The organism is Streptomyces sp. NPDC046900, from assembly GCF_040644975.1.
GTDB lineage: Bacteria > Actinomycetota > Actinomycetes > Streptomycetales > Streptomycetaceae > Streptomyces.
In genome coordinates this window covers 1-20893 of the sequence record NZ_JBEYXD010000078.1, presented here as the reverse complement: position 1 = coordinate 20893, position 20893 = coordinate 1, and the positions used below count along the sequence as shown (strand labels likewise).

At 69.4% G+C, this 20893-nt stretch carries 20 protein-coding genes and 1 pseudogene; 6 read left to right on the top strand and 15 right to left on the bottom strand.

The features are described from left to right. The first annotated feature begins 9 nt into the window (after nt 1-9). Genes ABZ904_RS40500 through ABZ904_RS40485 form a run of 4 tightly spaced genes read left to right on the top strand, consistent with a single transcriptional unit; the run spans nt 10 to nt 3665 of the window. Nucleotides 10-801 carry an SDR family oxidoreductase gene (locus tag ABZ904_RS40500; protein ID WP_359407086.1) on the top strand — a complete coding sequence of 264 codons (792 nt, stop codon included), beginning with the start codon at nt 10-12 and terminating at the stop codon, nt 799-801. Between the two features lie 36 nt (nt 802-837). Continuing rightward, complete coding sequence (locus tag ABZ904_RS40495; protein WP_359407089.1) at nt 838-2085, top strand: LLM class flavin-dependent oxidoreductase; 1248 nt, start codon at nt 838-840, stop codon at nt 2083-2085. A gap of 9 nt (nt 2086-2094) precedes the next feature. Continuing rightward, a complete protein-coding gene (locus tag ABZ904_RS40490; RefSeq protein ID WP_361829105.1) occupies nt 2095-2874 on the top strand; it encodes an alpha/beta hydrolase in 780 nt (259 codons plus the stop codon). 23 nt (nt 2875-2897) lie between these two features. Then, complete coding sequence (locus tag ABZ904_RS40485; RefSeq protein ID WP_359407095.1) at nt 2898-3665, top strand: SDR family oxidoreductase; 768 nt, start codon at nt 2898-2900, stop codon at nt 3663-3665. A 100-nt stretch (nt 3666-3765) separates the two neighbouring features. Here ABZ904_RS40485 and ABZ904_RS40480 read toward each other — a convergent pair whose 3' ends face one another. Beyond that, a complete protein-coding gene (locus ABZ904_RS40480; protein ID WP_359407098.1) occupies nt 3766-4317 on the bottom strand; it encodes a TetR/AcrR family transcriptional regulator in 552 nt (183 codons plus the stop codon). Between the two features lie 164 nt (nt 4318-4481). Here ABZ904_RS40480 and ABZ904_RS40475 point away from each other — a divergent pair, with 164 nt between their 5' ends. Beyond that, on the top strand, nt 4482-5102 hold the full coding sequence (locus ABZ904_RS40475; protein ID WP_359407101.1) for a TetR/AcrR family transcriptional regulator: 621 nt from the start codon (nt 4482-4484) through the stop codon (nt 5100-5102). A gap of 66 nt (nt 5103-5168) precedes the next feature. Here the strand turns inward: ABZ904_RS40475 and ABZ904_RS40470 are convergent, their stop codons facing one another. The 7 genes from ABZ904_RS40470 to ABZ904_RS40440 all read right to left on the bottom strand — a co-directional run bounded on the left by ABZ904_RS40470 (nt 5169) and on the right by ABZ904_RS40440 (nt 12942). Beyond that, nucleotides 5169-5921 carry an SDR family oxidoreductase gene (locus tag ABZ904_RS40470; RefSeq protein ID WP_359407104.1) on the bottom strand — a complete coding sequence of 251 codons (753 nt, stop codon included), beginning with the start codon at nt 5919-5921 and terminating at the stop codon, nt 5169-5171. Next, nucleotides 5918-6961 (bottom strand): phosphotransferase family protein, encoded by a 1044-nt coding sequence (locus tag ABZ904_RS40465; protein WP_361002155.1) that lies wholly within the window; start codon nt 6959-6961, stop codon nt 5918-5920. The genes ABZ904_RS40470 and ABZ904_RS40465 overlap by 4 nt, the downstream gene beginning before the upstream one ends. Beyond that, complete coding sequence (locus tag ABZ904_RS40460; protein WP_361829125.1) at nt 6958-8160, bottom strand: acyl-CoA dehydrogenase family protein; 1203 nt, start codon at nt 8158-8160, stop codon at nt 6958-6960. The genes ABZ904_RS40465 and ABZ904_RS40460 overlap by 4 nt, the downstream gene beginning before the upstream one ends. Before the next feature lie 154 nt (nt 8161-8314). Continuing rightward, nucleotides 8315-9109: an SDR family NAD(P)-dependent oxidoreductase gene (locus ABZ904_RS40455; protein WP_361002152.1), complete on the bottom strand. Its 795-nt coding sequence runs from the start codon at nt 9107-9109 to the stop codon at nt 8315-8317. 55 nt (nt 9110-9164) lie between these two features. Beyond that, nucleotides 9165-10220 carry an ABC transporter permease gene (locus ABZ904_RS40450; protein ID WP_361829101.1) on the bottom strand — a complete coding sequence of 352 codons (1056 nt, stop codon included), beginning with the start codon at nt 10218-10220 and terminating at the stop codon, nt 9165-9167. Further along, complete coding sequence (locus tag ABZ904_RS40445; protein ID WP_361002149.1) at nt 10217-11761, bottom strand: sugar ABC transporter ATP-binding protein; 1545 nt, start codon at nt 11759-11761, stop codon at nt 10217-10219. The genes ABZ904_RS40450 and ABZ904_RS40445 overlap by 4 nt, the downstream gene beginning before the upstream one ends. Next, complete coding sequence (locus ABZ904_RS40440; RefSeq protein ID WP_361002147.1) at nt 11758-12942, bottom strand: substrate-binding domain-containing protein; 1185 nt, start codon at nt 12940-12942, stop codon at nt 11758-11760. The genes ABZ904_RS40445 and ABZ904_RS40440 overlap by 4 nt, the downstream gene beginning before the upstream one ends. A gap of 200 nt (nt 12943-13142) precedes the next feature. On the opposite strand from ABZ904_RS40440, the gene ABZ904_RS40435 reads away from it, so the two are divergent. Next, nucleotides 13143-13937, top strand: a complete 795-nt coding sequence (locus tag ABZ904_RS40435) for an alpha/beta fold hydrolase (protein WP_361002144.1) — start codon at nt 13143-13145, stop codon at nt 13935-13937. 194 nt (nt 13938-14131) lie between these two features. Here ABZ904_RS40435 and ABZ904_RS40430 read toward each other — a convergent pair whose 3' ends face one another. The 7 genes and pseudogenes from ABZ904_RS40430 to ABZ904_RS40400 form a co-directional block, all read right to left on the bottom strand. Continuing rightward, nucleotides 14132-15427, bottom strand: coding sequence for a bifunctional 3,4-dihydroxy-2-butanone-4-phosphate synthase/GTP cyclohydrolase II (locus tag ABZ904_RS40430; RefSeq protein WP_359407125.1), 1296 nt, complete (start codon nt 15425-15427; stop codon nt 14132-14134). A gap of 338 nt (nt 15428-15765) precedes the next feature. Continuing rightward, nucleotides 15766-16164, bottom strand: a pseudogene (locus ABZ904_RS40425) (response regulator transcription factor); the annotation flags it as partial. Nucleotides 16165-16549: 385 nt separating this feature from the next. Next, complete coding sequence (locus ABZ904_RS40420; protein WP_361002141.1) at nt 16550-17164, bottom strand: GAF domain-containing protein; 615 nt, start codon at nt 17162-17164, stop codon at nt 16550-16552. Continuing rightward, nucleotides 17127-17750, bottom strand: a complete 624-nt coding sequence (locus ABZ904_RS40415) for an ATP/GTP-binding protein (RefSeq protein ID WP_361829098.1) — start codon at nt 17748-17750, stop codon at nt 17127-17129. The genes ABZ904_RS40420 and ABZ904_RS40415 overlap by 38 nt, the downstream gene beginning before the upstream one ends. After that, nucleotides 17728-18114 carry a DUF742 domain-containing protein gene (locus ABZ904_RS40410; RefSeq protein ID WP_361002135.1) on the bottom strand — a complete coding sequence of 129 codons (387 nt, stop codon included), beginning with the start codon at nt 18112-18114 and terminating at the stop codon, nt 17728-17730. The genes ABZ904_RS40415 and ABZ904_RS40410 overlap by 23 nt, the downstream gene beginning before the upstream one ends. Nucleotides 18115-18117: 3 nt before the next feature. Next, nucleotides 18118-18510, bottom strand: coding sequence for a roadblock/LC7 domain-containing protein (locus ABZ904_RS40405; RefSeq protein WP_359407142.1), 393 nt, complete (start codon nt 18508-18510; stop codon nt 18118-18120). 76 nt (nt 18511-18586) lie between these two features. Beyond that, nucleotides 18587-20104 carry an ATP-binding protein gene (locus ABZ904_RS40400; protein ID WP_361829096.1) on the bottom strand — a complete coding sequence of 506 codons (1518 nt, stop codon included), beginning with the start codon at nt 20102-20104 and terminating at the stop codon, nt 18587-18589. Nucleotides 20105-20893: the final 789 nt, after the last annotated feature.

The following is a 20893-nucleotide window of genomic DNA, read 5'->3' as shown; positions in this document are numbered from 1 at the left end:
GGAGCGGCCATGCGGCTGCAGAACAAGGTTGCGCTGATCACCGGCGCCGGCTCGGGCATCGGCCGGGCGACGGCCGAGACGTTCGCCCGCGAAGGCGCCAAGGTGGTGATCCTCGACATCGACGCCGATGCCGGCAAGGAGGCGGCCGACGGCATCGCACGCGCCGGCGGAACGGTCGCGTTCCAGCACGCCGACGCATCGAACCCGGAGGACCTCGAACGGGTGGTCACCTTCACCACCGACACGTTCGGGCGCCTCGACATCCTGCACAACAACCATGTGTGGTTCGAGTCGGGCCGGATCGGCGACCTCAGTCTGGACGGCTTCCGCAAGTCACTGGACGTCAGCCTCATCGCCTACTGGTACGCGATCAAGCTCGCCCTCAAGCCCATGCTCGCCCAGGGCAAGGGGTCCATCATCAACACCGCCTCGGTGTCCGGCGTCGCCGCCGACTTCGGCATAGGCGCCTACAACGTGCTCAAGGCAGGCGTGGTGAACCTGTCCCGGATCACGGGCATCGAGTACGCGCGCAAGGGCATCCGCTGCAACGCGGTGTGCCCCGGACCCATCGCCACGCCGCCCATCGGGCAGCTGCACGAGCAGGCGCCCGAGATCTGGGAGGACATCCGCGAGGCGATCCCCATGGGCCGCTACGGCAAACCCGAGGAGATCGCCGCGGCCGTGCTGTTCCTCGCCTCCGACGAAGCCGGGTTCGTCACCGGCTCCCATCTGGTGGCGGACGGCGGGCTCTGGGCGCACTCCGGCATGCCCCCCATCGGCGGGCTCGGCCCGGACTTCTGACCCGCACCACCACCTCACAGCTGAACCGGAGCCCTCATGAAGTTCCATTGGTTCGCCGAAGCCACCTACAACGACCTGCCCGAGCGGCTGCCGCAGAAGAATCCCTCGTCGGCCGTCGACCTGCCCATGGACCTGGTGGACTCACGCAAGGTCGGCGAGCACTACAAGATGTTCATCCGGCTGATGCAACAGGCCGACACTCTCGGCTGGGACGGCCTGGCCGTCAACGAACACCACCAGACGACGTTCGCGATGACGCCGTCACCGAACCTGCTGGCCGCCAGCCTGGCGGGCACCACCGAGAACGCCGCGATCCTGATCATCGGTGACTCGCTGGCGCTGTACAACCCGCCCAACCGGGTGGCCGAGGAGATGGCGTATCTCGACTGCCTCTCCGACGGGCGGGTGATCGCCGGATTCGTCTTCGGCACGCCGATGGACACGGCCTTCGCCTACGGCATCTCCCCCGCCGAGCTGCGCGAACGCTTCCACGAGGCACGCGACCTGATCACCCGGGCCTGGACCGCGGACGAGCCGTTCGCGTTCAACGGCAAGTACAACAAGCTGCGTTACGTCAACGTCCTGCCGCGACCCGTCCAGGGGCGGCCGCCGATCTGGGTGCCCGGTTCGGGCAGCCTGGAGACCTGGGACCTGGTGCTCGACGAGGACTACTGCTACGGCTACCTGTCGTTCTTCGGCCTCGACAACGCGCGCCCCATCGTCCACGGCTTCTGGGACCGCGTACAGGAACGCGGCTTCGACATCAACCCGTTCCGCATGGCCTTCACCCAGCTCATCTGCGTCGCCGACACCGACAAGGAGGCCGAGCGCGAGTACGCCGAGGCCGTCAACTACTTCTTCACCCGCCAGAAGGCACCGCTGCACTACGCCACGCCGCCGGGCTACATGACCATCGCGTCACAGCGTGAAGGCCTGCGCCGCCAGCGCGGTATCGGCCCCGAGGTACGGCAGCGGGCGGCCAACGGCGAGCTGAGCTTCTGGGAGGCCGACGAACTCGGGTTCATCGTCGCCGGCACCCCGGAACGGGTGCGGCAGCGCATCGAGACACTCGCGACCGAACTGCACGTCGGTCAGCTCATCACCTGCATGCACATGGGCAACCTGCCCGAGGAGACCGCGGCCAAGAACAACGAGCTGTTCGGCCGCCAGGTCGCCCCCCATCTGCGCGATCTGTTCTCGGACCACGAGGACCACTGGACCCCCGAGGTCAGCCGGCAGCGCGTCGCGGCCCACGCGCCCAAGATCACCGTTCCCGCGAACTGAGGAGGACAGATGCGCACGCTCGACATCGCCAACGTCGGAACGTTCGACGTCAATCTGTGGACGGCCGGCAGCGGCAGTCCCGTGCTGTTCCTGCACGGCTACGAGCGCCACCCCGGCGGCGCGCCCTTCCTGCAGCGGCTCGCGCGGAACCACGCCGTCTACGCACCGGAGCAGCCCGGCTACGGCACCTCGACCGGGTTCGAGCACGTTCAGGACATCTTCGACCTCGTCCTGTTCTACCGGGAACTGGTGCGTTCGCTGGGGTACGAACGCATCGACGTCGTCGGCCACTCGACCGGCGGCATGGTCGCCGCCGAACTCGCCGCGGTCAGCCCGGAGATCGTGGGCGAACTGGTGCTCGTCGACGCGTTCGGACTGTGGCTGGACGACCAGCCGGCTCAGGACCCGTTCGGGGCCGCCGACGAGGTCAAGTCCGCGAAGTGGCACGACCCGGCAGCCATCCCGAACCCCGAGCCGACCATCTTCGTCCCCGACCCCAAGGACCCGCACGGCGAGATCTTCTTCCAGGCCCAGAATCTCGCCACCGCCACCAAGTTCATGTGGCCGATCGCCGACCGGGGCCTGCGGCGCCGGCTGCCGTACGTGCGGGCGCGGTCCCTCGTCGTGAACGGCGCCTCCGACGGGCTGGTGCCGCCGGCCTACGCCAAGGAGTTCGTGCGGCTCATCCCGCAGTGCGAGCTCGCGGTCATCGACAACGCCGGCCACTACCCCTTCATCGAGCAGGAAGACGAATTCATCGCCACCCTGGAGAAGTTCCTGAGCGCGTGAGCTCACCGGACAAGGAGGATCGCATGGGTCGGGTAACGGGCAAGGTCGCCATCGTCACCGGCAGCGCGGCGGGCATCGGCCGCGCCACCGCGCAGGCGCTGGCCAGGGAAGGGGCGCATGTCGTCATCGCGGACCTCAACCTCGACGGTGCGAAGCAGACCGCCGAGAAGATCGGCGAGGCCGCAACACCGTTCCAGTTCGACGCGACGAAGCAGGAGACCATCGCCGAGCTGGTCGACTTCACGATGAAGCGCCACGGTCGCATCGACATCCTGCACAACAACGCCGCCCTCGTCGGTCCTGACGCATGGTTCACCGACGGATCGGTGCTGAGCACGAGCGTGGAGATGTGGGACCGCGCGTTCGCCACGAACGTCCGCAGCATCTTCCTGGCCTGCAAGTTCGCCCTGCCGCACATGGTGGCCGGCGGTGGTGGGGCCATCGTCAACATGGCCTCGGTCGGCGGCCTGAGCGGCGGGAAGGCACTGACCGCGTACGGCACGACCAAGGCCGCCGTGGTGGGCCTGACCCGCTACATCGCGGCGCAGCACGGCAAGGACGGAGTGCGCTGCAACGCGATCGCGCCGGGCGTCATCCGTACCAGGCAACTGCTGGACGCGGTGCCGGACCTGCCGCAGCAGACACTGCCGTCCATTGCGACGCCGCGGGTCGGGGAGCCCGAGGACATCGCGAACCTCGTGGTGTATCTGGCGTCGGACGAGTCGGCGTTCATGACAGGTGAGACGCTGCGCATCGACGGCGGCGGCATGACCACCACCAGCGGCGGCTGACGGGGCAGGGGGTCCCCCCGGGGGAAGGCCGTCACCACGACGCGGCCGGACCGGCTGTACGGGTCCGGCCGCGTCGCCCTTCGTGCAGGCGAATTCGGCGTCAGGCGGATTCGGCGGACACCAGCCGTAGCGCCATGTCGCCGTAGTAGTAGGCCAGTTGGGACTCGGAGAGCCTGCCGCCCTCGTGGTACCACAACGAGATACCGATGCCCATCTCCAGCATCGCGTAACTGGCCAGCTGCGGCGACGGCGTCTGGAACCGGCCCTCGTCCACACCGCGTTTGATGACGTCCTGCCACGAGCGCGCGTAATCGCGGCGCAGCTTGCGCACCCGGTCCTGGGCGGGCTGCTCCAGGTTCCAGATCTCGGCGTTGCCGATGCGCACCTCACGCGGATGGCGCGCGTGGTAGCGGACGTGCGCCTCCATGGCCCGGCGTAGCTGCTCGGCCACGTCGTTGGTGGTGGCAACCGCCACCTGGTGGTCGGCGACCAGGTTCTCCATCGTGCGCAGCATGATGTCCTGGAGCAGCTCTTGCTTGGACTCCAGGTGGTTGTACAAGCTGGGCGCCCGCATACCCAGCTGCGAGGCGATGTCGCGCATGCTGGTCCCGAGGTATCCGCGTTCGGCGAACAGCGTCAGCGCGGCGTCCATGATGTCGCCGGCACGCCCGGCTGGCGCCGGCCGGGGCGACTTGCGAGCGTTAGCAGCAGATTGTGACGACACACACTTATGTTAGTACACCAGGCAGTCCCTTGGCGAACGACCGTTCAGACATACCGACGAGAGGTGATCGCATGGGTAGTAGCATGCAGTCCATGGGTCGCCCTTCCACGAACGCCGCCGCGGGGTCCCGTGGCCCGGGAAGACCGCGTGACCGCGCGATCGACGACATCATCCTCGAGGAAGCCCGGCGCGAGGTGGCCGAGAACGGCATCGCCAGCTTCAACTTCCATGCGGTGGCCCGGCGTGCCGGGGTCGCCCGGAACACCATGTACCTGCGCTGGGCCAAGCGCGAGGACCTGATCAAGGCCGCGCTGCTGGCCGGCCACAATCCCACCGCCCCAGAGCTGGCCGGGGTGCTCGCCGAGGACCTTGCCACGCTCGCCGACATCTTCGCCGCGTCTTTCGCGGCCGATGGGGCGCTCAGCGCTTACTACCAGTTGTCGGTGACCAGTCTGACCGATCCGGAAATGTGGGACTGGGCACGGGAGAACATCATCGAGCCCGCCCACGCCATACCCGAGAGGGTCATCCGCGAGGCTCAGGAGCGCGGCGACGCCCGGCCGGACGTCGACGCCGGAGTGGTCGCCCGCATGATGGTCGGCGGCATCTTCGCCGAGGCCATCCTGCGGGTGCCGCACGGGCACGTGAGCGAGGAGTTCCGCCGCATGCTGGTCGCCAACGTCCTGGCCCTCGTGGAGCCGGAGCCGTCGTGAGCGGAAGTGCCCGGCCGTCGTGGGAGGGGGCGGCCCGGCCGCCGGCCGGCCGGATCGCCGGCCGGCTCAGGCCCGCCAGAGCTGTTCGCCGGGGCGGGTGACCACGATCTCCGGGACCACGGCGCAGGCCGAGAGCCGGGTGACGGACAGCGCCAGGTCGACGACGTCCTCGACCCGGATCATCCGCGCGGGATCGATCCGGTCCCGCACATGCGCGGACATGTCGGTGTCGACGTATCCCGGACAGATCGCGGTCGCGCAGACGCCCTGGGCCGAGGCCTCGCTGTTCACGGACCGGCACAGGGAGATGAGCGCGGCCTTGGCGGCGCCGTACACGGCAAGGTCCGGTTCGGCGGCGACGCCGGTGATCGAGGACAGCGCGATGACCTTCGCGCCCCGCTCGGGATGCGCCGCGGCGGTCCTGCGCAGCAGCGGCAGGCTGTGCTGGAGCAGCACGAAGGGCGCGCGCACATTGACGGCGAACTGCAGGTCGTAGCGTTTCGCCGTGGTCTGTTCGAGCGGGCCGGCACTTCCCACGCCCGCACCTATCACGAGCACGTCGAGCCTGCCGTGGTGCTCTGCGTGGTCTGCGGCGAGGCGTCGTACGTCGTCCGCGACGGCCATGTCGGCGGGTACCGGGTGGACGCGCCCGCCCGCGTCGGCCAGCGCGTCCGCCGACTTCTCCAGGCGTGCGGCGTCCCTGGCGGACACCGTCAGATCGTATCCGGCGTCCGCGAGCCGGCGGGCGATGCCCAGGCCTATGCCGCGCGAGGCGCCGGTGACGAGCGCTGCCGGACGGCCGACGGGGATGGGGCTCACAGTGCGGTTTCCTTTCCCTTGAGCGCGCGCAGTCCGGCGGCCGCCAGCAGCGGAACCGCCTGGCCGACGGTCTCGAAGCCGTCGCCGAGGGTGAGGCCCTTGCGGTGCCGGGCGTGAATACCCTCGGCGATCACGGCGATCTTGAAGTAGCCCAGGCCGAGGTAGAACCCCAGCCGGGTGAGGTCGCGTCCGGTGAGGCGGGCGTAGTGCTCGGCGAGGTCCCGGGGGTGCGGCAGCCGGTGGCTGGTGGAGGCGGCCGAGCCGCCGAGCACGGGATCGAAGGCCGGATCCCGGTAGACCAGGTGCAGGGCGAGGTCGGCGAGCGGATCGCCGACCGTGGCCATCTCCCAGTCCACCAACGCGCGGACCTCGGACGGCTCGGCGGGGTCCAGGATGGCGTTGTCGATGCGGTAGTCACCGTGCACGATCGCGGCGCCGCTGTCGGCCGGCACCACGGCGGCCAGCCGGGCGTGCAGCGCCTCGACGTCGGCCAGCGGTCTGGTGCTGACCCGCCCCCACTGGTCGCACCACCTGTTCACCTGCCGGGACAGATAGCCCTCCGGGCGCCCGAAGTCACCGAGACCGACGGCCCGGTGGGATACCGCGTGCAGCCTGGCGAGCACGTCGATCAGCGCGTGACCGCAGCGCAGCGTCTCCGCCGGGGACAGGCACTCGAGTTCGGCCTGGGTGCGGATGACCCGGCCGGACACGTACTCCACGACCGAGAACGGCGTGCCGATCACCGACGCGTCCTCGCACAGTGCCACCGTCCGGGCCACGGGGACACCGCTGTCCCACAGAGCCGCGGCAACGCGGAACTCGCGTCCGATGTCGTGGGCGGAGGGGGTGAGGCCGCCGAGCGGTGGCCTGCGGACCACCCAGGTGGACGTGCCGTCGGTCACGCGGTAGGTGAGGTTGGACCGTCCGCCGTGCAGCAGTTCGGCGTGCAGCGGCCCGGCGGTGCCTTCCACCGTGCTCTCGAAGAATCTGTGCAGGGCGGCGACGTCCAGCCCCTCCGGACCTGCTCCGTGCGCGCTCATGCGCCGGACCGGGAGGGGCCGTTGAGGTGACGGCTGACGACGCGCCTGGCGATCGCCCAGCGGTGGGTCTCGGACGGCCCGTCGTAGATGCGGAAGGGGCGGACCTCGCGCAGGAAGCGGGACAGCAGCACATCGCCGGAGACACCCGGCGCCCCGCACATCTGCACCGAGCGGTCCACGACCCGCCAGACCGCTTCGGCGGTGAACGTCTTGGCCATGGCGGTGGCCTGGGCGGCCGAACGACCCTGGTCGAGTTCCCAGCAGGCCTGCCGGATCAGCCCACGGGAGGCGGCGATGTCGATCTCGTTGTCGGCGATCATCTGCTGAACCATGCCCAGTGCGGCCAACGGAGAGCCGAACAGCCGGCGGTCGGCGGCCCGGGCCACGGCGATGTCCTGGGCGCGGCGCGCGATGCCCAGCCACCGCATGCAGTGGGTCATGCGGGCCGGCCCGAGGCGCGCCTGGGCATACGCGAAGCCCTTGTCGACCTCACCGAGCACAGCGTCGTCGGGGACGACGCACCCGTCGAACACGACCTCGCAGTGGCCGCCGAAGAGGCTCTCGTCGAGCGTCTCGATGTGGCGGATCACCTTCATCCGGGAATCGGAGGCGTCGACCAGGAACATCGTCGCGCCGCCGCGGTCGCCCGGGTCGCCGGAGGTACGGGCCATGCAGATCGCGTACGCCGCTCCGTCGGCGCCGGTGATGAACCACTTGCGTCCGTCGATCCGCCAGCCACCCGGTACGCGTTTCGCCCGCGTCGACAGGGCCGCCGGGTCCGAGCCCGCGCCCGGTGCCGGCTCGGTCATCGCGAAGCAGGAGCGGACTGCGCCGGCTGCCAGCGGGCGCAGGTACCGCTCCTTCTGCTCCCGTGTCGCGACATGCTCCAGCAGATGCATGTTGCCCTCGTCCGGGGCGGCGCAGTTCAGCGCCAGCGGGCCGAACAGCGAGTAGCCGGCCTCCTCGAAGACCACGGCGCGCGCCCGCATGTCGAGCCCGAGTCCGCCGTATTCCAAGGAGACGTGCGGAGCGAACACCCCGGCGTCCTTGGCGGCTTGCTGCAACCGGGCACGTACGGCGTCGCCCGCCCTCGCAGTGACGCCGGCGTGTTCCTCCTCGGCCGGAATGACGGCGTCGCGCACGAATGCCGCCGTGCGCTCGGCGACGTCGGCGACCTCGGGATCGGGGGCCAGTTCGATGGACACGGGACCTCCTGGCTCGACGGACCTGCTACTAACTAACGCTCATTAGCCTCCCTGCAGACTAGCAGACGCACTGTTCAAACGGGGGAAACGTGCGAGCGCATGCGCGGCGGGAACCACGCATGCGCTCGCACGTACGGCCGGCCGGCGGTCACCCGGTGAACTGACCGCCGGCGGGGTGCAGGATCTCGCCGGTGAAGAACGACGCGGACTCACCGGCCAGGAACAGGCAGGCCTCGGCGATCTCGGACGGCCTGCCCAGCCGGTTCATCGGGGTGATGCTCATCGCGGAGTCGTACGCCGCGGTGTTGTCCTCGAGGCCCTCGATCATCGGCGTCGCGGTGTAGCCGGGCCCCACCGCGTTGACCCGGATGCCGCGCTGCGCCAGTTCGAGACCCATCACCTTCGTCAGCATCCAGACGCCGGCCTTGGACGTGCAGTACGGCGCCGCGCCGGCCAGCGGGATCCTGGCGGCGGAGGAGGCGATGTTGATGATCGAGCCACCCGTCCCCTGCGCGAGCATCTGCCGAGCCAGCGCACGGTCGGTCATCATCACCCCGATCAGATTCACTTCGACCACGCGGCGGAAGTCGTCCGTCGACAAGCCGACCACGAAGCCGGCATCGGTCTCGGTCTGGCGTGTCTGGAGGTTGCTCGGCCCGGCGACGGTGGCGATGCCGGCCGCGGCCACGCCGACGTCGACGTGCCCGAACTCCTCGACGGCACGCCGGACAAGGGCGTCGCAGTCCGCCTCGCTGGTCGTGTCGGTCCGCACGGACACGGCCCGTCGCCCCGCCTGCTCGACCAGCTTGGCACTGGCCGTGCCGTCGGCGAGGTCGCCGATGACGATGTCGGCCCCCTCCTCGGCGAAGCGCACGGCGCACGCCCGCCCGATTCCGCTTGCGCCGCCGGTGATGACGGCCACCTTGCCTTCCAAAGCACCCATGTCAGTCCTCTTCTGCGTCGAGGGAGGGATCTGTGCTGTGCGTCGGGGAGCGCGGTCAGCTGACCGACGTGGTCACCGCCCCCTTGTTGGGGCCGCTGCCGGTGGCCGCGGCGGGATCGACGTCGCCCTCGCCGCCCTCGGCCTTGCCCATGTTCTGGCGGCCGAGTCCGGACCAGACGGAGATGCCCACGGCGACGATGAGAGCGACGCCGTTGAACATGCTCGACACCCACGGCTTCGCGCCGAGGAAGGTCAGTCCGCTGACCGTGGCGGCCAGGAAGTAGACGGCGACGAGCGTTCCCGGCACGTTGAACCGGCCCGGGTTGATCGTCGTGGCGCCGAGCAGCGCCGCCGCGAGTGCCGGGAGCAGATAGCCGGGTCCGACGGACGGGTTGCCCGAGCCGGACACCGCCAGCAGGAGCACTCCGCCGATGCCGGCGAGGGCGCCGCCGAGGACGAAGCTCTGCAGGGTCAGGCGGTTGACCGGGAGCCCGACGATCTCGGCGGCGCGGGGGTTGGCACCGACGCCCTGCAGGGAGCGTCCCCATGGCGTGTGCTGGAGCAGGTACCAGGAGATGATCGCGACCACCGCGAGGAAGTACAGCGGACAGGGAATCCCGAGCCATTCGCCCGTGCCGAGGTCGGTCAACGCCGGCGACACCCCGTCGATGATGGAATTTCCGCCGGTGTACCAGGTGACCAACGCCGCGATGATGCTTGTCATGCCCAGCGTGGTCACGATCGAGGACACCTTGATCTTGGTAACGGCCAGCCCGTTCACCGCGCCCACCAGCATGCCGGTCAGGATGGCGGCGATGACGGCCGTCCACAGCGGCAGGCCCATCTTCGACATCACGCCGGCGCAGATCAGCGAGCACAGGCCCATGGCGGGGCCGAGTGAAAGATCGAACTGCCCGCCCACCAACGGGAATATGCTCGCCAACGCGATGATGCCGGTCAGGGTCTCATTGCTCAGCACCGACTTGATATTGGCGATCGAGGCGAATTGCGGAGTCGCCGGGTCGAGTGTGAAGAATGCGATGACGACGACCAGCAGGATCGCGAGTCCGTACTTTTCGAGCAGTTGGAGGCTGTCCCCGAACCTTTTCATATCGTGACCTCCCTCGGTCCGATCGACGCTTCGAGAATCTCGTGTGCGTTCATGGGCTGCCGCATCTCGGTGACGATCCGTCCGTGGGACAGCACGAGCACCCGCCCACAGATCTGTGCCAGTTCCTCGAATTCCGAACTGACCACGACGATGGCGCAGCCCTGGTCGGCCGCCAGCGCGATGAGCTTGTAGATCTCGTCGCGTGCTCCCACGTCGACGCCCTGGGTGGGTTCGTCCAGCAGGAGCAGCCGGGGCCGTTGCCGAAGCCACCGGGCGAGGATCACCTTCTGCTGATTTCCGCCCGACAGGCTCTCGATATAGGCCGTGGGGCCCGACGTCCGGATGTTGAACCGCTGAATGTCCCGCAGCGCGTCGGCGCGTTCCACGCGGTCCCGCAGCCACAGCCGCTTGAAATACCGGTGCTCGTGTCCCTGGACGAGATTCTCCAGGACGGTGCCTGCGGGGAAGATCGCCTCGGCGGCACGGTCCTCGGGAACGAACGCCATGCCTTTGCGGCACGCCTTGCTGGGATCGAGCACATGGGTGGATTCCCCGAGATAGGTCACCGTGCCGGCCCGCCTGGGCAGCAGGCCGTAGATCAGCTGGAGCAACTCCGTACGACCGGAACCGAGCAGGCCCGCGATGCCGAGGACCTCACCCGCCGCCACATCGAAACTGACCTCCGCCAGCGGTCCTCCACTGAGGTCGCGCACCTCGACCACATGATCGGCGGACGACGACGTCGGTGAGGCGACGCTGACCGCCTGTTCGAGCTTGCGGCCCAGGATCAGCTCGACGAGCATCGCCTCGGTCAGGCCCGCGCCGTCGATCGTGTTGACATAGCGCCCGTCCCGGAACGCGGTGACCCGGTCGGCGACTTCGCGCACCTCGTCGAGACGGTGGGTCACGATGAGGATGGCGTGTCCCTCTTGGGCCAGCCTGCGGATCCAGCCGAGCAGCGCCTGGACTTCGGGTGCCGGCAGCGCGGCTGTCGGCTCGTCCAGGACGAGAATGCCACCGTGCTCGGATTCCTGGTCCTGCAACGCCCGGGCGATGGCGAGCATGGCCCGCTGCGGTACCGACAGCGCGGACGCCGGCGTACGTGGATCGTGGTCGATGCCGAACCGGCGCAGCACCTCACGGGCCCTCTTGTGCGCCGCTCGCCAATTGATGCGCCGTGAGCTGCCCTCGAAGCGCCGGCCGAGCGAGAGGTTCTCGGTCAGCGACAACGCCGGGAAGATGCCCGGGTCCTGGTGCACGAAGCGGAGACCGGCGTCCCGGGCGCGGTCCGGGCTCTGAGCGGCCAGGTCGTACTCGGTGCCGTTGACCGTCAGCGTGCCCGCATCGGCCTGGTGCACGCCCGCGAGGCACTTGATGAGCGTCGACTTGCCGCAGCCGTTGCCCCCGATCAGGGCGTGCACCTCGCCGGCGCGCAGTTCGAGTCGCACCGAACGCAGGGCCTGCGTCGCACCGAAGTTCTTGGAGACCTCGGCCACCGCGAGCGCGATCGGGGGCTCGTCGACGGGTGTCCCCGCACTCATGACACGCCCCAGGACGTGCGGTAGACGGACCGGAAGTCGTCGTTGCCCTGCCAGATGGTGTCACCCGTCGGCATCTGGTCGGGATTGGTGTTGTCGATGATCTGCCAGCCGATCCCCTCGTCCCGCCGGGGCCGTCCGGCCAGGACGCTGTTGATCGAGTCCATGGCGGCGTACCCGATCCACTGCTGCGGCCAGGCGGTCGTGGCGTTCAGCCCCCGCCCGGCCTTGATCAGATTGAACTCGTCGGGCAGTCCGAGACCGGCGATCACCTTGATCTGCTTGGCCTTCGCGCCGAGCGACAGAATGGCCTGGTTGTAGCCGGACGTCACCGTCGATCCGAACATCGACGAGTTGATCTCAGGATGCTGCAGGGACGCATTCTTCATCAGCGCCGCCAGCGCGGCCGGCGTGCCCGATGTGGTCGCGTCCCAGGGGATGTTCACTGTCTTGCACGTCTTGCACTGCGCCATCCGTTCCTCGAAGCCTTTCTGATAGCTGATCAGGACGGCGATCTGCTCGTTGTGCAGCACCAGCGGGCGAGCCCGGCCCTTGGTGGCCGAGATGATCCAGGCGGCGGTGTCGGACCCCCACTGCTGCCAGGCGTCCAGCAGGCTCTTCCACCGCTTGCCGAAGCTGAGGTCCGCGCTGAACAGGCGGGGCGATCCGGGGTTGGTGTCCGCGCAGTCGAAGGCGTACACCTCGCTGACCGCTATGCCCCGGGACTTGGCCTGCTGGAGCTGGTTCTTCACGTACGTGCAGTCGATGGCGACGAGCACGATCCCGTTGGCGCCGTTGGCGATCGCGTCACTGACACCCTTGGTGTAGTCGCCCGGATCACCCTTGGCGTCGTAAAGGGTCGTCTTCCACCCGAGTGCCTTGCCGGCCTCCTGCGCGGCCAGCGCGGGGATGCTCACCGAGGGCGCTGCCGCGGTGGATTGGATGATCCAGACGTTCTTGCCCTTCACAGCGGGATTCGGCGCGGACGGCGGTTGCGTCATCCGCCCCTTCCGTGCGACCGCCAGCTGAGCGTCGGCCGCCTTCACGGCGGCGCCGGCATCGGAGTCCGATCCGCCCCCGCCCGTGTCCGCCGCGGCCGTACAACCGGCCAGAACTCCGAGGGCCATCAGACCGGCTACGGGACCGAGGAGCACCCGTTTGCCTCGTCTCACAAGGTTACCCATCTCGATCTCCTCTGGTCAGACGAACTAACGGAAGTTAGTGTGGCTAGACGCAAAGAAGCGCGTCAACAGTCGTGCACCGTCATCTCCGCGCAGTTTGAGGAAATGTGCAGGTGGAGCACAGCCGGAAGAGGCGACTGGCCTGCATGACCAATCATTAGTTTCCGTCCCGCACCATGGCACGGACCGATCAAGGAGTCGGCATGGCAGAGTTCGATTCGGCAGGAGTCAAGCTGCACTATGAGACCACCGGAAGCGGCCCCGAACTGCTGCTCATCTCGGGGCTCGGCGCGAACCGCAATGCCTGGGCCGCAGCGCTGCCCGAGCTGCGTGAGCGCTACACCTGCATCACCTTCGACAACCGGGGCACCGGCCAGAGCGACGTGCCCGAAGGGCCCTACACCATCGAGCAGATGTCCGACGACACCGCGGCGCTGATCCGGCACCTCGGAGTCGGTCCAGTGCCGGCCGTGGGCTGGTCCATGGGTGGGGTGATCCTCCAGTCACTGCTGATCGACCACCCGGATTCGGTCAGCAAGGCCGTGCTCCTGAGCACGCTTCCGTCCTACACCGACGTCCAGCACGCATGGCTCGACGGACTGCTGGCGCTGCGCGCGGCCGGCGCGGACGCCATCACCCTGGCCGCGGCCGGCATCCCGTGGGGATTCACGCCCTACACGCTGGTCGACCACTCCGCCGCGTACGCCGCGCTGAAACTGGCGGGGGAGGATCCGGAACCGACGAGCGACGCGGGATTCGCCGCCCAGGCACAGGCGATCCGCACCTTCGACCGCCGTGCGCAGCTGCACACGATCAGTACGCCCACGCTCGTCCTGGTCGGTGCCGAGGACATCCTCACCCCGCCCCGTCAGGCGGTGGAGATCGCCGAGCGGATCCCCGGGTCGCGCCTGGTCGTGCTGCCCCGCGGCAGCCACGGCATGCTCAACGAGTTCCCGGTTCCCGTGCTCGGCTCGATCGAGGAATTCCTGGCCGCCTGACCCGGACGACGGCCGCGCTCGCGCTGCGGGCGGACGGGCACGTGAGGCGTCCGCTCCCCCGGCAGCACCCGGAGAGCCCGCCCGGTGCACGGCCGGAACCTCGCACGCGAGCGGGCCTCAACGACACCGGGAACCTCCGCTCAGGCGGGCGGGACGGTTCCCGCCAGGTGGCGGGACACGCCCCGGCACGGCGTTCACAAGACGCCTGCCGGGGAGTCGATCTCGTCGAGCAGGTGCCCGAGCCTGGCGCGCTTGGTCTTGAGGTAGCGCAGGTTGTCGCGGGTGGCCGGCACCTGTATCGGCACCCGTTCGGTCACCGCGACACCCAGTTCCGCCAGGCCCAGTTGCTTGCCCGGGTTGTTGGTCAGCAACCGCAGGCGGGTGACGCCGATGTCGTCGAGGATCTGCGCGGCATCGGCGTAATCACGGGCGTCGACGGGCAGCCCGAGCGCGCGGTTGGCCTCGACCGTGTCCAGCCCGCGGTCCTGCAGCGCATAGGCACGCAGCTTTTGGCCCAGGCCGATGCCACGGCCCTCGTGGCCGCGCAGGTAGATCAGCGCGCCCGCGCCCTCGTTGACGATACGGCGCAGGGCGAGATCCAGCTGCGGCCCGCAGTCGCAGCGGCGCGACCCGAACAGGTCCCCGGTCATGCACTCGGAGTGCACCCGGACCAAGGGCGCAGTCCGGCGCGACAAGTCCCCGTACAGCAGCGCAAGATGCTCAACCGCCTTGAGCTCATTGCGGTAGGCGAGCGCACGGAAGGTGCCCGCCTCCAGCGGCAGGACCGCCTCCCCCGTCCGCGTGAGGAGTTGCTGCTGCTTCTTGCGATACGCGATCAGGTCACCGATCGAAACGATCGGCAGTCCGTGCTCGGCGGCGAACCGCATCAAAAACGGCAGCCGCGCCATCTCGCCGTCCGGGGTCGCGATCTCACAGATCACTCCCGCCGGGGTACGGCCCGCCAGCGTCGCCAAATCGACCGACGCCTCGGTGTGCCCGGCCCGGGTGAGCACTCCACCGGGCTGACTGCCCAGCGGAAACATATGCCCGGGCCGGGTGAAATCGTCCGGACGCGCACACGGATCGACAAGAGCCATGATCGTCGCCGCGCGATCGCGCGCCGAGATGCCCGTCGAGGTCCGCGTCCGGTGATCCACGCTGACGTGAAAAGCGGTACGCAGCGGATCGGAGACATCCTGCACCATCGCGGGGATCCGCAGCTCACACAGCCGCTCCTGAGTGAGCGACACACAGATCAGCCCGCGCCCGTGAACGGCCATGAAATTGACGGCCTCCGGCGTCACGCAATCGGCCGCCATCACCAGATCGCCTTCGTTCTCACGGTCGGGCGAGTCGACCACCACGACCAGACGACCCGCCGCAACAGCGGCGACCGCCTCGTCCACAGCGGAGAATCCCAGCTCGGGGTCATCATCGGCGGCCCGCCGAACAGGGAGGGAGATCAGTCCGGCTTCCTGTCGTTCCATCATGCGACCTCTATTACTGAACGGGGTGCTCAGTATTACACCGGGTCGAGACGGCGAAAAAGAGCCGTGCAGCAATGAGCCGCAAGACCCACGGAAGGCCCAGGTTCGGGCGGTTGGGGAGCTTTCGGGTCGCGCACCCAGACGGGCGCGCGGACGCGAACCGCAGCAGCGCCCGCTGCACGATCGTTGCGGCGAGCGGGAGCTCGCGCAGGGTCCGGCTGAAGGACGTGGAGTGCGGTGAGCGGAGGGCGGTCGGCGTGAACGAGACCGTGGCAGAGCCGGAGTCGAAGCTCGGCTGATCGGATGTGCAGGGCCCCGGGTGCGGCCCGGGGCCCCCAGCGTCATGGGTCGAGGAGGCCGTGGCGCATGGCGCTGGTGACGGCCGCCGTCCTGTCGTCGACGCCGAGTTTTGCGAAGATCCGCAGCAGATGGGTCTTGACCGTGGACTCCCCGATGAACAGACGCGGGCCGATCTCGGCGTTGGTGAAGCCGTCAGCCACCAGGCGCAGGACCGCGCTCTCGCGCTCCGACAGGCGAGGCCGTAGCGGTCTGGCCCTGAGCTGGTCGACCAGACGGGCCGCGACCGAAGGGGCCAGCACCGTCTCGCCCCCGGCCGCGGCCCGTACGGCGTCGGCCAGTTCGGCCCGCGGCAGGTCCTTGAGCAGGTAGCCCGCCGCCCCGGCCTCCACCGCCCGCAGGATGTCCCGGTCGCTCTCGTAGGTCGTCAGCACGATCACCCTGGACGGGCCGCGTTCCGGCCGGCAAGGACCGGGGCCGACTGAACGACGTCGTCGCCCTCGTCCCCGACGACGCCTGGGCGGTCGGTTCGACCGGCTTCGACGCGACAGCTGGTCGGCGTCACCGGCAAGCCGCACAGACCGATGTACGGCGCGCTGCCCAAGCACCCGCACACCGATCCGACCCATCCGGCCGGCTGCCACCGCAACCGCACCGGTGAACGGAACGTCAGTTCACGGCCGGCTCGGCTGTTACCGGGCCCCGTCTTCGGGACCGCGCCGGGCCACCCGAGGCCGGCCAAAGGCAGCCGGCAGGAGCCGTGGCCGGGTGCTGGGCGGCCGCTGCGCGGATGGTCCGGGGCGGCCGCGTATATGTCCGGCGGACCGGTCAGCGGCCACGGCGGGCCGCGTTCTCAAGCCTTTCGACCAGTTCGGCAGCCATGGCCTTGATGGTTTCCAAGCCCTTACGACCCCACGGCTGCGGGTCCTGGTCGACGACGCAGATGGTGCCGAGCACCACACCGGTGCTGTCTATCAGCGGTGCGCCCAGGTAGGAGTGGACCCCGATCGCGTCGACCACCGGGTTGCCGGCGAACCGCGGGAAGTCCCGGATGTCCTCCAGCACCAGCGCCCGGCGGCGCTTGACCACGTGCGGGCAGATGCCCATGTCGATGTCGCGGGGCATGACGCGGCCGGGCACCGGGTCCTCCAGCAACGGCGGTCCCACATGGACCGTGGTGTCCTGCGCGGCGCTGTACAGCCCCGCGAAGTACTGGCGGTCGGCGTCGAGGAAGAAGTTGACACCGGCGTAGCAGCCGCCGGTGCGGTGCGCGAGTTCCCTGGCGAATGCGTCGAGTTCCGCATTCGGGCGGGCATCGATGCCCAGTTCGCGCAGCCGCTCCGACCGGGCACGTCCCTGAGGGTCCTCCGGGGGTAGGAGCAGATGGCGCAGGGCGATCCCGGACTCAGGCCCGGAGAAGGGGTCGGTCGGTGTCGCTGCCATAGGAACTCCTTGTCGTGATCAGATGCTGAATCAGTTCGAGCAATACGCGGGTGCCTGAGTTCTGCACGCGGGCGTCGCACAGCACCACCGGCACCTCCTGCCTGAGGTCGAGCGCGGTCCGCACCTCCTGCGCGCGGTAGCGGTGGGCCCCGTCGAACTCGTTGACGGCGACGACGAAGGCGATGCCGCGCTGCTCGAAGAAGTCCACCGCCGGGAAGGAGTGTTCCAGCCTGCGGGTGTCGGCGAGTACCACCGCCCCGAGCGCTCCCTCGCAGAGGTCGTCCCACAGGAACCAGAAGCGCTCCTGCCCGGGCGTGCCGAACAAGTACAGGATGTGGGACGGGCTGAGCGTGATCCGGCCGAAGTCCATGGCCACCGTGGTGGTGGCCTTGTTCTCCACTCCGTCCAGCCGGTCTGTGACCGCGCTGACGGCGGTCAGCATCTCCTCGGTGCTCAGCGGCTCGATCTCGCTGAGCGCGTTGACGAAGGTGGTCTTCCCCACGCCGAACCCCCCGGCGATCAGCACCTTGATACCCACCGGCAGGGCGTCGGCGGGCAGCGGGTCACAGTCGTTTGAGGAGGCCATCGCGTACCGCTTCCAGGAGGTCTCGGTCGGGTCGTGTGTGGGAGCCCAAGGGCGCCAAGGGCGCGTCACCTGCGACCACCGCGCCTCCCTCGGCCAGATCGGACAGCAGCACCTTGACCACGGCAGCGGGTACCTGCATGCGGGCCGCGACCTCGGCGACGCTCACTGGCCGCTCGCACAGTGCCAGGACCTGCGCATGCTCCAGACCGAAGGCGCCCTGCGTCTGAACTCCGGTGGCCCGCACCATGGTCACCAGCGTGAAGTGGGACGTGGCTCTGGTCCGGCCGTCGCTCACGGTGTAGGGACGGACCAGCCGCCCGGCCGCTTCGTCGACCAGTGGTCCGTCCGGGAGGACGGGCGTCATCGGTTACCCCACCGGGTGCCGGGGCGGCGTGGCCAGGTGCGGTCGTACGCTCTTCACCAGCATCCCCATCTCGTAGCCCAGTACCGCCGCGTCCGCGTCGCGTCCGGCCAGCACGGCCAGGACGGCGCCGTGGCCGGCGGCCGAGACGAACAGCAGCGAGGTGCTGAGCTCGGTCACTATCTGCCGCACGTCACCGCCGTCGTCGAAGTGCCGGCCCGCGCTGCGTGCCAATGAGTACAGCCCGCTGGCGAGCGCGGCCAACTGGTCCGCGGCGTCCTGTTCGAGGCCCTCCGCTGCCTTCACCAGCCCGTCCGCGGACAGCAACAAGGCGCTTCGGGTGTGCGGCACCCGGTTCACCAGACCCGTCAACAGCCAGGAAAGGTCTTCGCTCACCACGATGGTGTTCTCCACTTCGGCAGAAAGAAACGGCTTGCTGAAACGCGGCCCCGGGCGTTCAGGGCAGCCTCGACTGTCAGGGCGTCTGCGCTTCCTCGGCCCTGCGCAGCCCGGTCTGGAACGCGACCATCAGGCCGGGGTCATGGGCGAGGTCCTCGTCGGCACCGGCGGCGCGGACCGGGTGCGGCCGTTCGGCGGCGGGGTCCCCGCGCCGCCGCTGAGGCAGCCGCGGACGGTCACTCTCGCCGCCGGCGGCCGCCGGGACAAAGCGAGATCCGGAATCGGACATGTGCGGATCCGCAACGAAGCTCGGCACGTTCACCCGGGTCCCCGCCGCCTCGGGCTCCGCTGCCTGCGGCGCCGTGTCAGAGGCCGGGCTGATGTGATGCGCGGGCGTGGGAGCAGCCGGCTGCGGGCCGAGCAGTGCACTGGGCAGCACCATGACGGCCTGGGTGCCGCCGTAGACATTGCTCTGCAACTGCACGGCGATGTTGTGCCGCTGGGCCAGGACGGACACCACATACAGGCCGATCCGGCCGTCCCGCAGCAGCTCGCCCAAAGCGACCTCGCCGGGTGCGCCCAGGACGGCGTTCAGCTGGCTGCGCTCGTCCGAGGACATGCCCAGGCCCCGGTCCTCGACCTCGATCGCCACTCCCGCGGCGACGGGCTCCACCCGCACATGCACAGTGGTCTGCGGCGCTGAGAAGACCGTCGCGTTCTCCAGCAGCTCGGCCAGCAAATGGACGACATCGACCACGGCATGGCCGCTGACCGTTCCCTCGATGGGCGGGACCAGCTTGACCCGGGCGTACTGGTCGATCTCGGCGACGGCGGAACGCAGCACGTCGGTCAGTCCGACGGGGCGAGTCCACTGGCGGTGGGCGTTCGCGCCGCCGAGCACGGCCAGGTTCTCGGCATAACGGCGGATCCGGGTTGACAGGTGGTCCACCCGGAACAGTCCCTTGAGCAGGTCCGGGTCCTCGACCTCGTTCTCCAGGCTGTCCAGCAGACCGATCTCGCGGTGCACCAGGGACTCCAGCCGGCGCGCCAGGTTGGCGAACACCTCGAACTGCTCCAGCCGGGAACCGTCATCCCCACCGACTGCACGGGCGGCGAACTCCTGCAGGGCCGCCACCGTCTCAAGCCGAGCGGCGGAGATCTCGAACCGAAGGCGGGAGAGCTCGTCCGGCCCACTTGGCTGCGGCAGTTCCGGCCGGCGCCGCACAGGATGCTCTCCGGCCCGCAACCGGCTGCACAGGGACTCCAGTTCGGCCCTGCCTTCGGCCGTGGTGCGGGTCAGCTCGGCCAGCTCGGCACTGCTCCGGTCGGCCGCACGAGTCAGCTCGGCCCAGTGCGCGGTGACGGCTCGCGCCTGCGCCGAAGCACGTATCCCCGCGATCCCGGCCGCCATGATGCCGATGAAAATCGCACCGCCGGACACCGCGCCCTGACTCACGCCGTCCAGGTGGCCAACGCGGACCAGCACGGTGGCCGCCGTGCCGGCCACGGCGACAACGCCTGCTGGCAGCACGGACCCCAGCACCAGACGCCGCTGCAGCTTCGCTCCCGACCCGGCCGTCACACGGGAGGTCACGGGCGACGCCGGCCGGTCGTCCGGAGGCATGGAAAGATCAGGCATAGCAGTCCCCGGACGGTCCGACGATCGGGCAGAGCGCGCACGCTACCGCGCGTCAGGACCTTGATGTCAGCCCCTTGCGCGTAAGAAATCGAACCGTTGTCCTCAACGTGCCTGCCGACAGTCCGTCCTGGCACCCCAACAGCGGTTCGTGTGCTGACCTGCGTCGGCGGTAGCAGCGGCGGGTGGCAACCTGCCGGTGTCGTCTCGGGGCCAACTTGTCGGCCTGCTGTCCCGTCAGCAGACCACGGACACGAGCACGGCAGGGAGGATGTGACGCAGAGCCACACCGAAGCCCTTCGGCTCCGGCCGCACGGCGCTCGGATCCGACAGAAAGGTGCGGCCGTGCGCCCTCTCCCGCTTCCTGCACCCGGCCGGGAACGTCAGGCGCACGCCGCTCGCCCAGGCCCTCGAAGGCGACACCTGGGCCGCGCCGGTCTCGGCAATCCCCAGGCGCCGCGCCCCGGCCGGCTGCACGCCCGATGAGGACTCGTGTATTCCCTCGCCGGATGACGTCCCGCATGCAGACCGGACGGAGACGGCCTACAACCCGGACCAGGACGGCCCGGACTGCTCCCCGGACCGAAACGCCTGCCTGCAGCCCCGCCTACTGAGCGTCTCTGATTAGCTATGCGATCCTGGGTTGGATTGGGTTTCCGGGATCGTTTCCCACCGTGGTGGGGAGGCGTGGGCGTGGAGGTGGAATCCCGCGCCGAGTGCTGCCCCTTGTGGCTGGTGGCCGGTGGT

What these genes read in the sequence shown, in the direction of transcription:
- ABZ904_RS40450 (WP_361829101.1), bottom strand. Translation starts at nt 10,220, where the DNA reads ATGAAAAGGTTCGGGGACAGCCTCCAACTGCTCGAAAAGTACGGACTC.
- ABZ904_RS40480 (WP_359407098.1), bottom strand. Translation starts at nt 4,317, where the DNA reads ATGGACGCCGCGCTGACGCTGTTCGCCGAACGCGGATACCTCGGGACC.
- ABZ904_RS40455 (WP_361002152.1), bottom strand. Translation starts at nt 9,109, where the DNA reads ATGGGTGCTTTGGAAGGCAAGGTGGCCGTCATCACCGGCGGCGCAAGC.
- ABZ904_RS40495 (WP_359407089.1), top strand. Translation starts at nt 838, where the DNA reads ATGAAGTTCCATTGGTTCGCCGAAGCCACCTACAACGACCTGCCCGAG.
- ABZ904_RS40490 (WP_361829105.1), top strand. Translation starts at nt 2,095, where the DNA reads ATGCGCACGCTCGACATCGCCAACGTCGGAACGTTCGACGTCAATCTG.
- ABZ904_RS40475 (WP_359407101.1), top strand. Translation starts at nt 4,482, where the DNA reads ATGGGTCGCCCTTCCACGAACGCCGCCGCGGGGTCCCGTGGCCCGGGA.
- ABZ904_RS40445 (WP_361002149.1), bottom strand. Translation starts at nt 11,761, where the DNA reads ATGAGTGCGGGGACACCCGTCGACGAGCCCCCGATCGCGCTCGCGGTG.
- ABZ904_RS40430 (WP_359407125.1), bottom strand. Translation starts at nt 15,427, where the DNA reads ATGATGGAACGACAGGAAGCCGGACTGATCTCCCTCCCTGTTCGGCGG.
- ABZ904_RS40410 (WP_361002135.1), bottom strand. Translation starts at nt 18,114, where the DNA reads ATGACGCCCGTCCTCCCGGACGGACCACTGGTCGACGAAGCGGCCGGG.
- ABZ904_RS40485 (WP_359407095.1), top strand. Translation starts at nt 2,898, where the DNA reads ATGGGTCGGGTAACGGGCAAGGTCGCCATCGTCACCGGCAGCGCGGCG.
- ABZ904_RS40420 (WP_361002141.1), bottom strand. Translation starts at nt 17,164, where the DNA reads ATGGCAGCGACACCGACCGACCCCTTCTCCGGGCCTGAGTCCGGGATC.
- ABZ904_RS40500 (WP_359407086.1), top strand. Translation starts at nt 10, where the DNA reads ATGCGGCTGCAGAACAAGGTTGCGCTGATCACCGGCGCCGGCTCGGGC.
- ABZ904_RS40440 (WP_361002147.1), bottom strand. Translation starts at nt 12,942, where the DNA reads ATGGGTAACCTTGTGAGACGAGGCAAACGGGTGCTCCTCGGTCCCGTA.
- ABZ904_RS40435 (WP_361002144.1), top strand. Translation starts at nt 13,143, where the DNA reads ATGGCAGAGTTCGATTCGGCAGGAGTCAAGCTGCACTATGAGACCACC.
- ABZ904_RS40415 (WP_361829098.1), bottom strand. Translation starts at nt 17,750, where the DNA reads ATGGCCTCCTCAAACGACTGTGACCCGCTGCCCGCCGACGCCCTGCCG.
- ABZ904_RS40465 (WP_361002155.1), bottom strand. Translation starts at nt 6,961, where the DNA reads ATGAGCGCGCACGGAGCAGGTCCGGAGGGGCTGGACGTCGCCGCCCTG.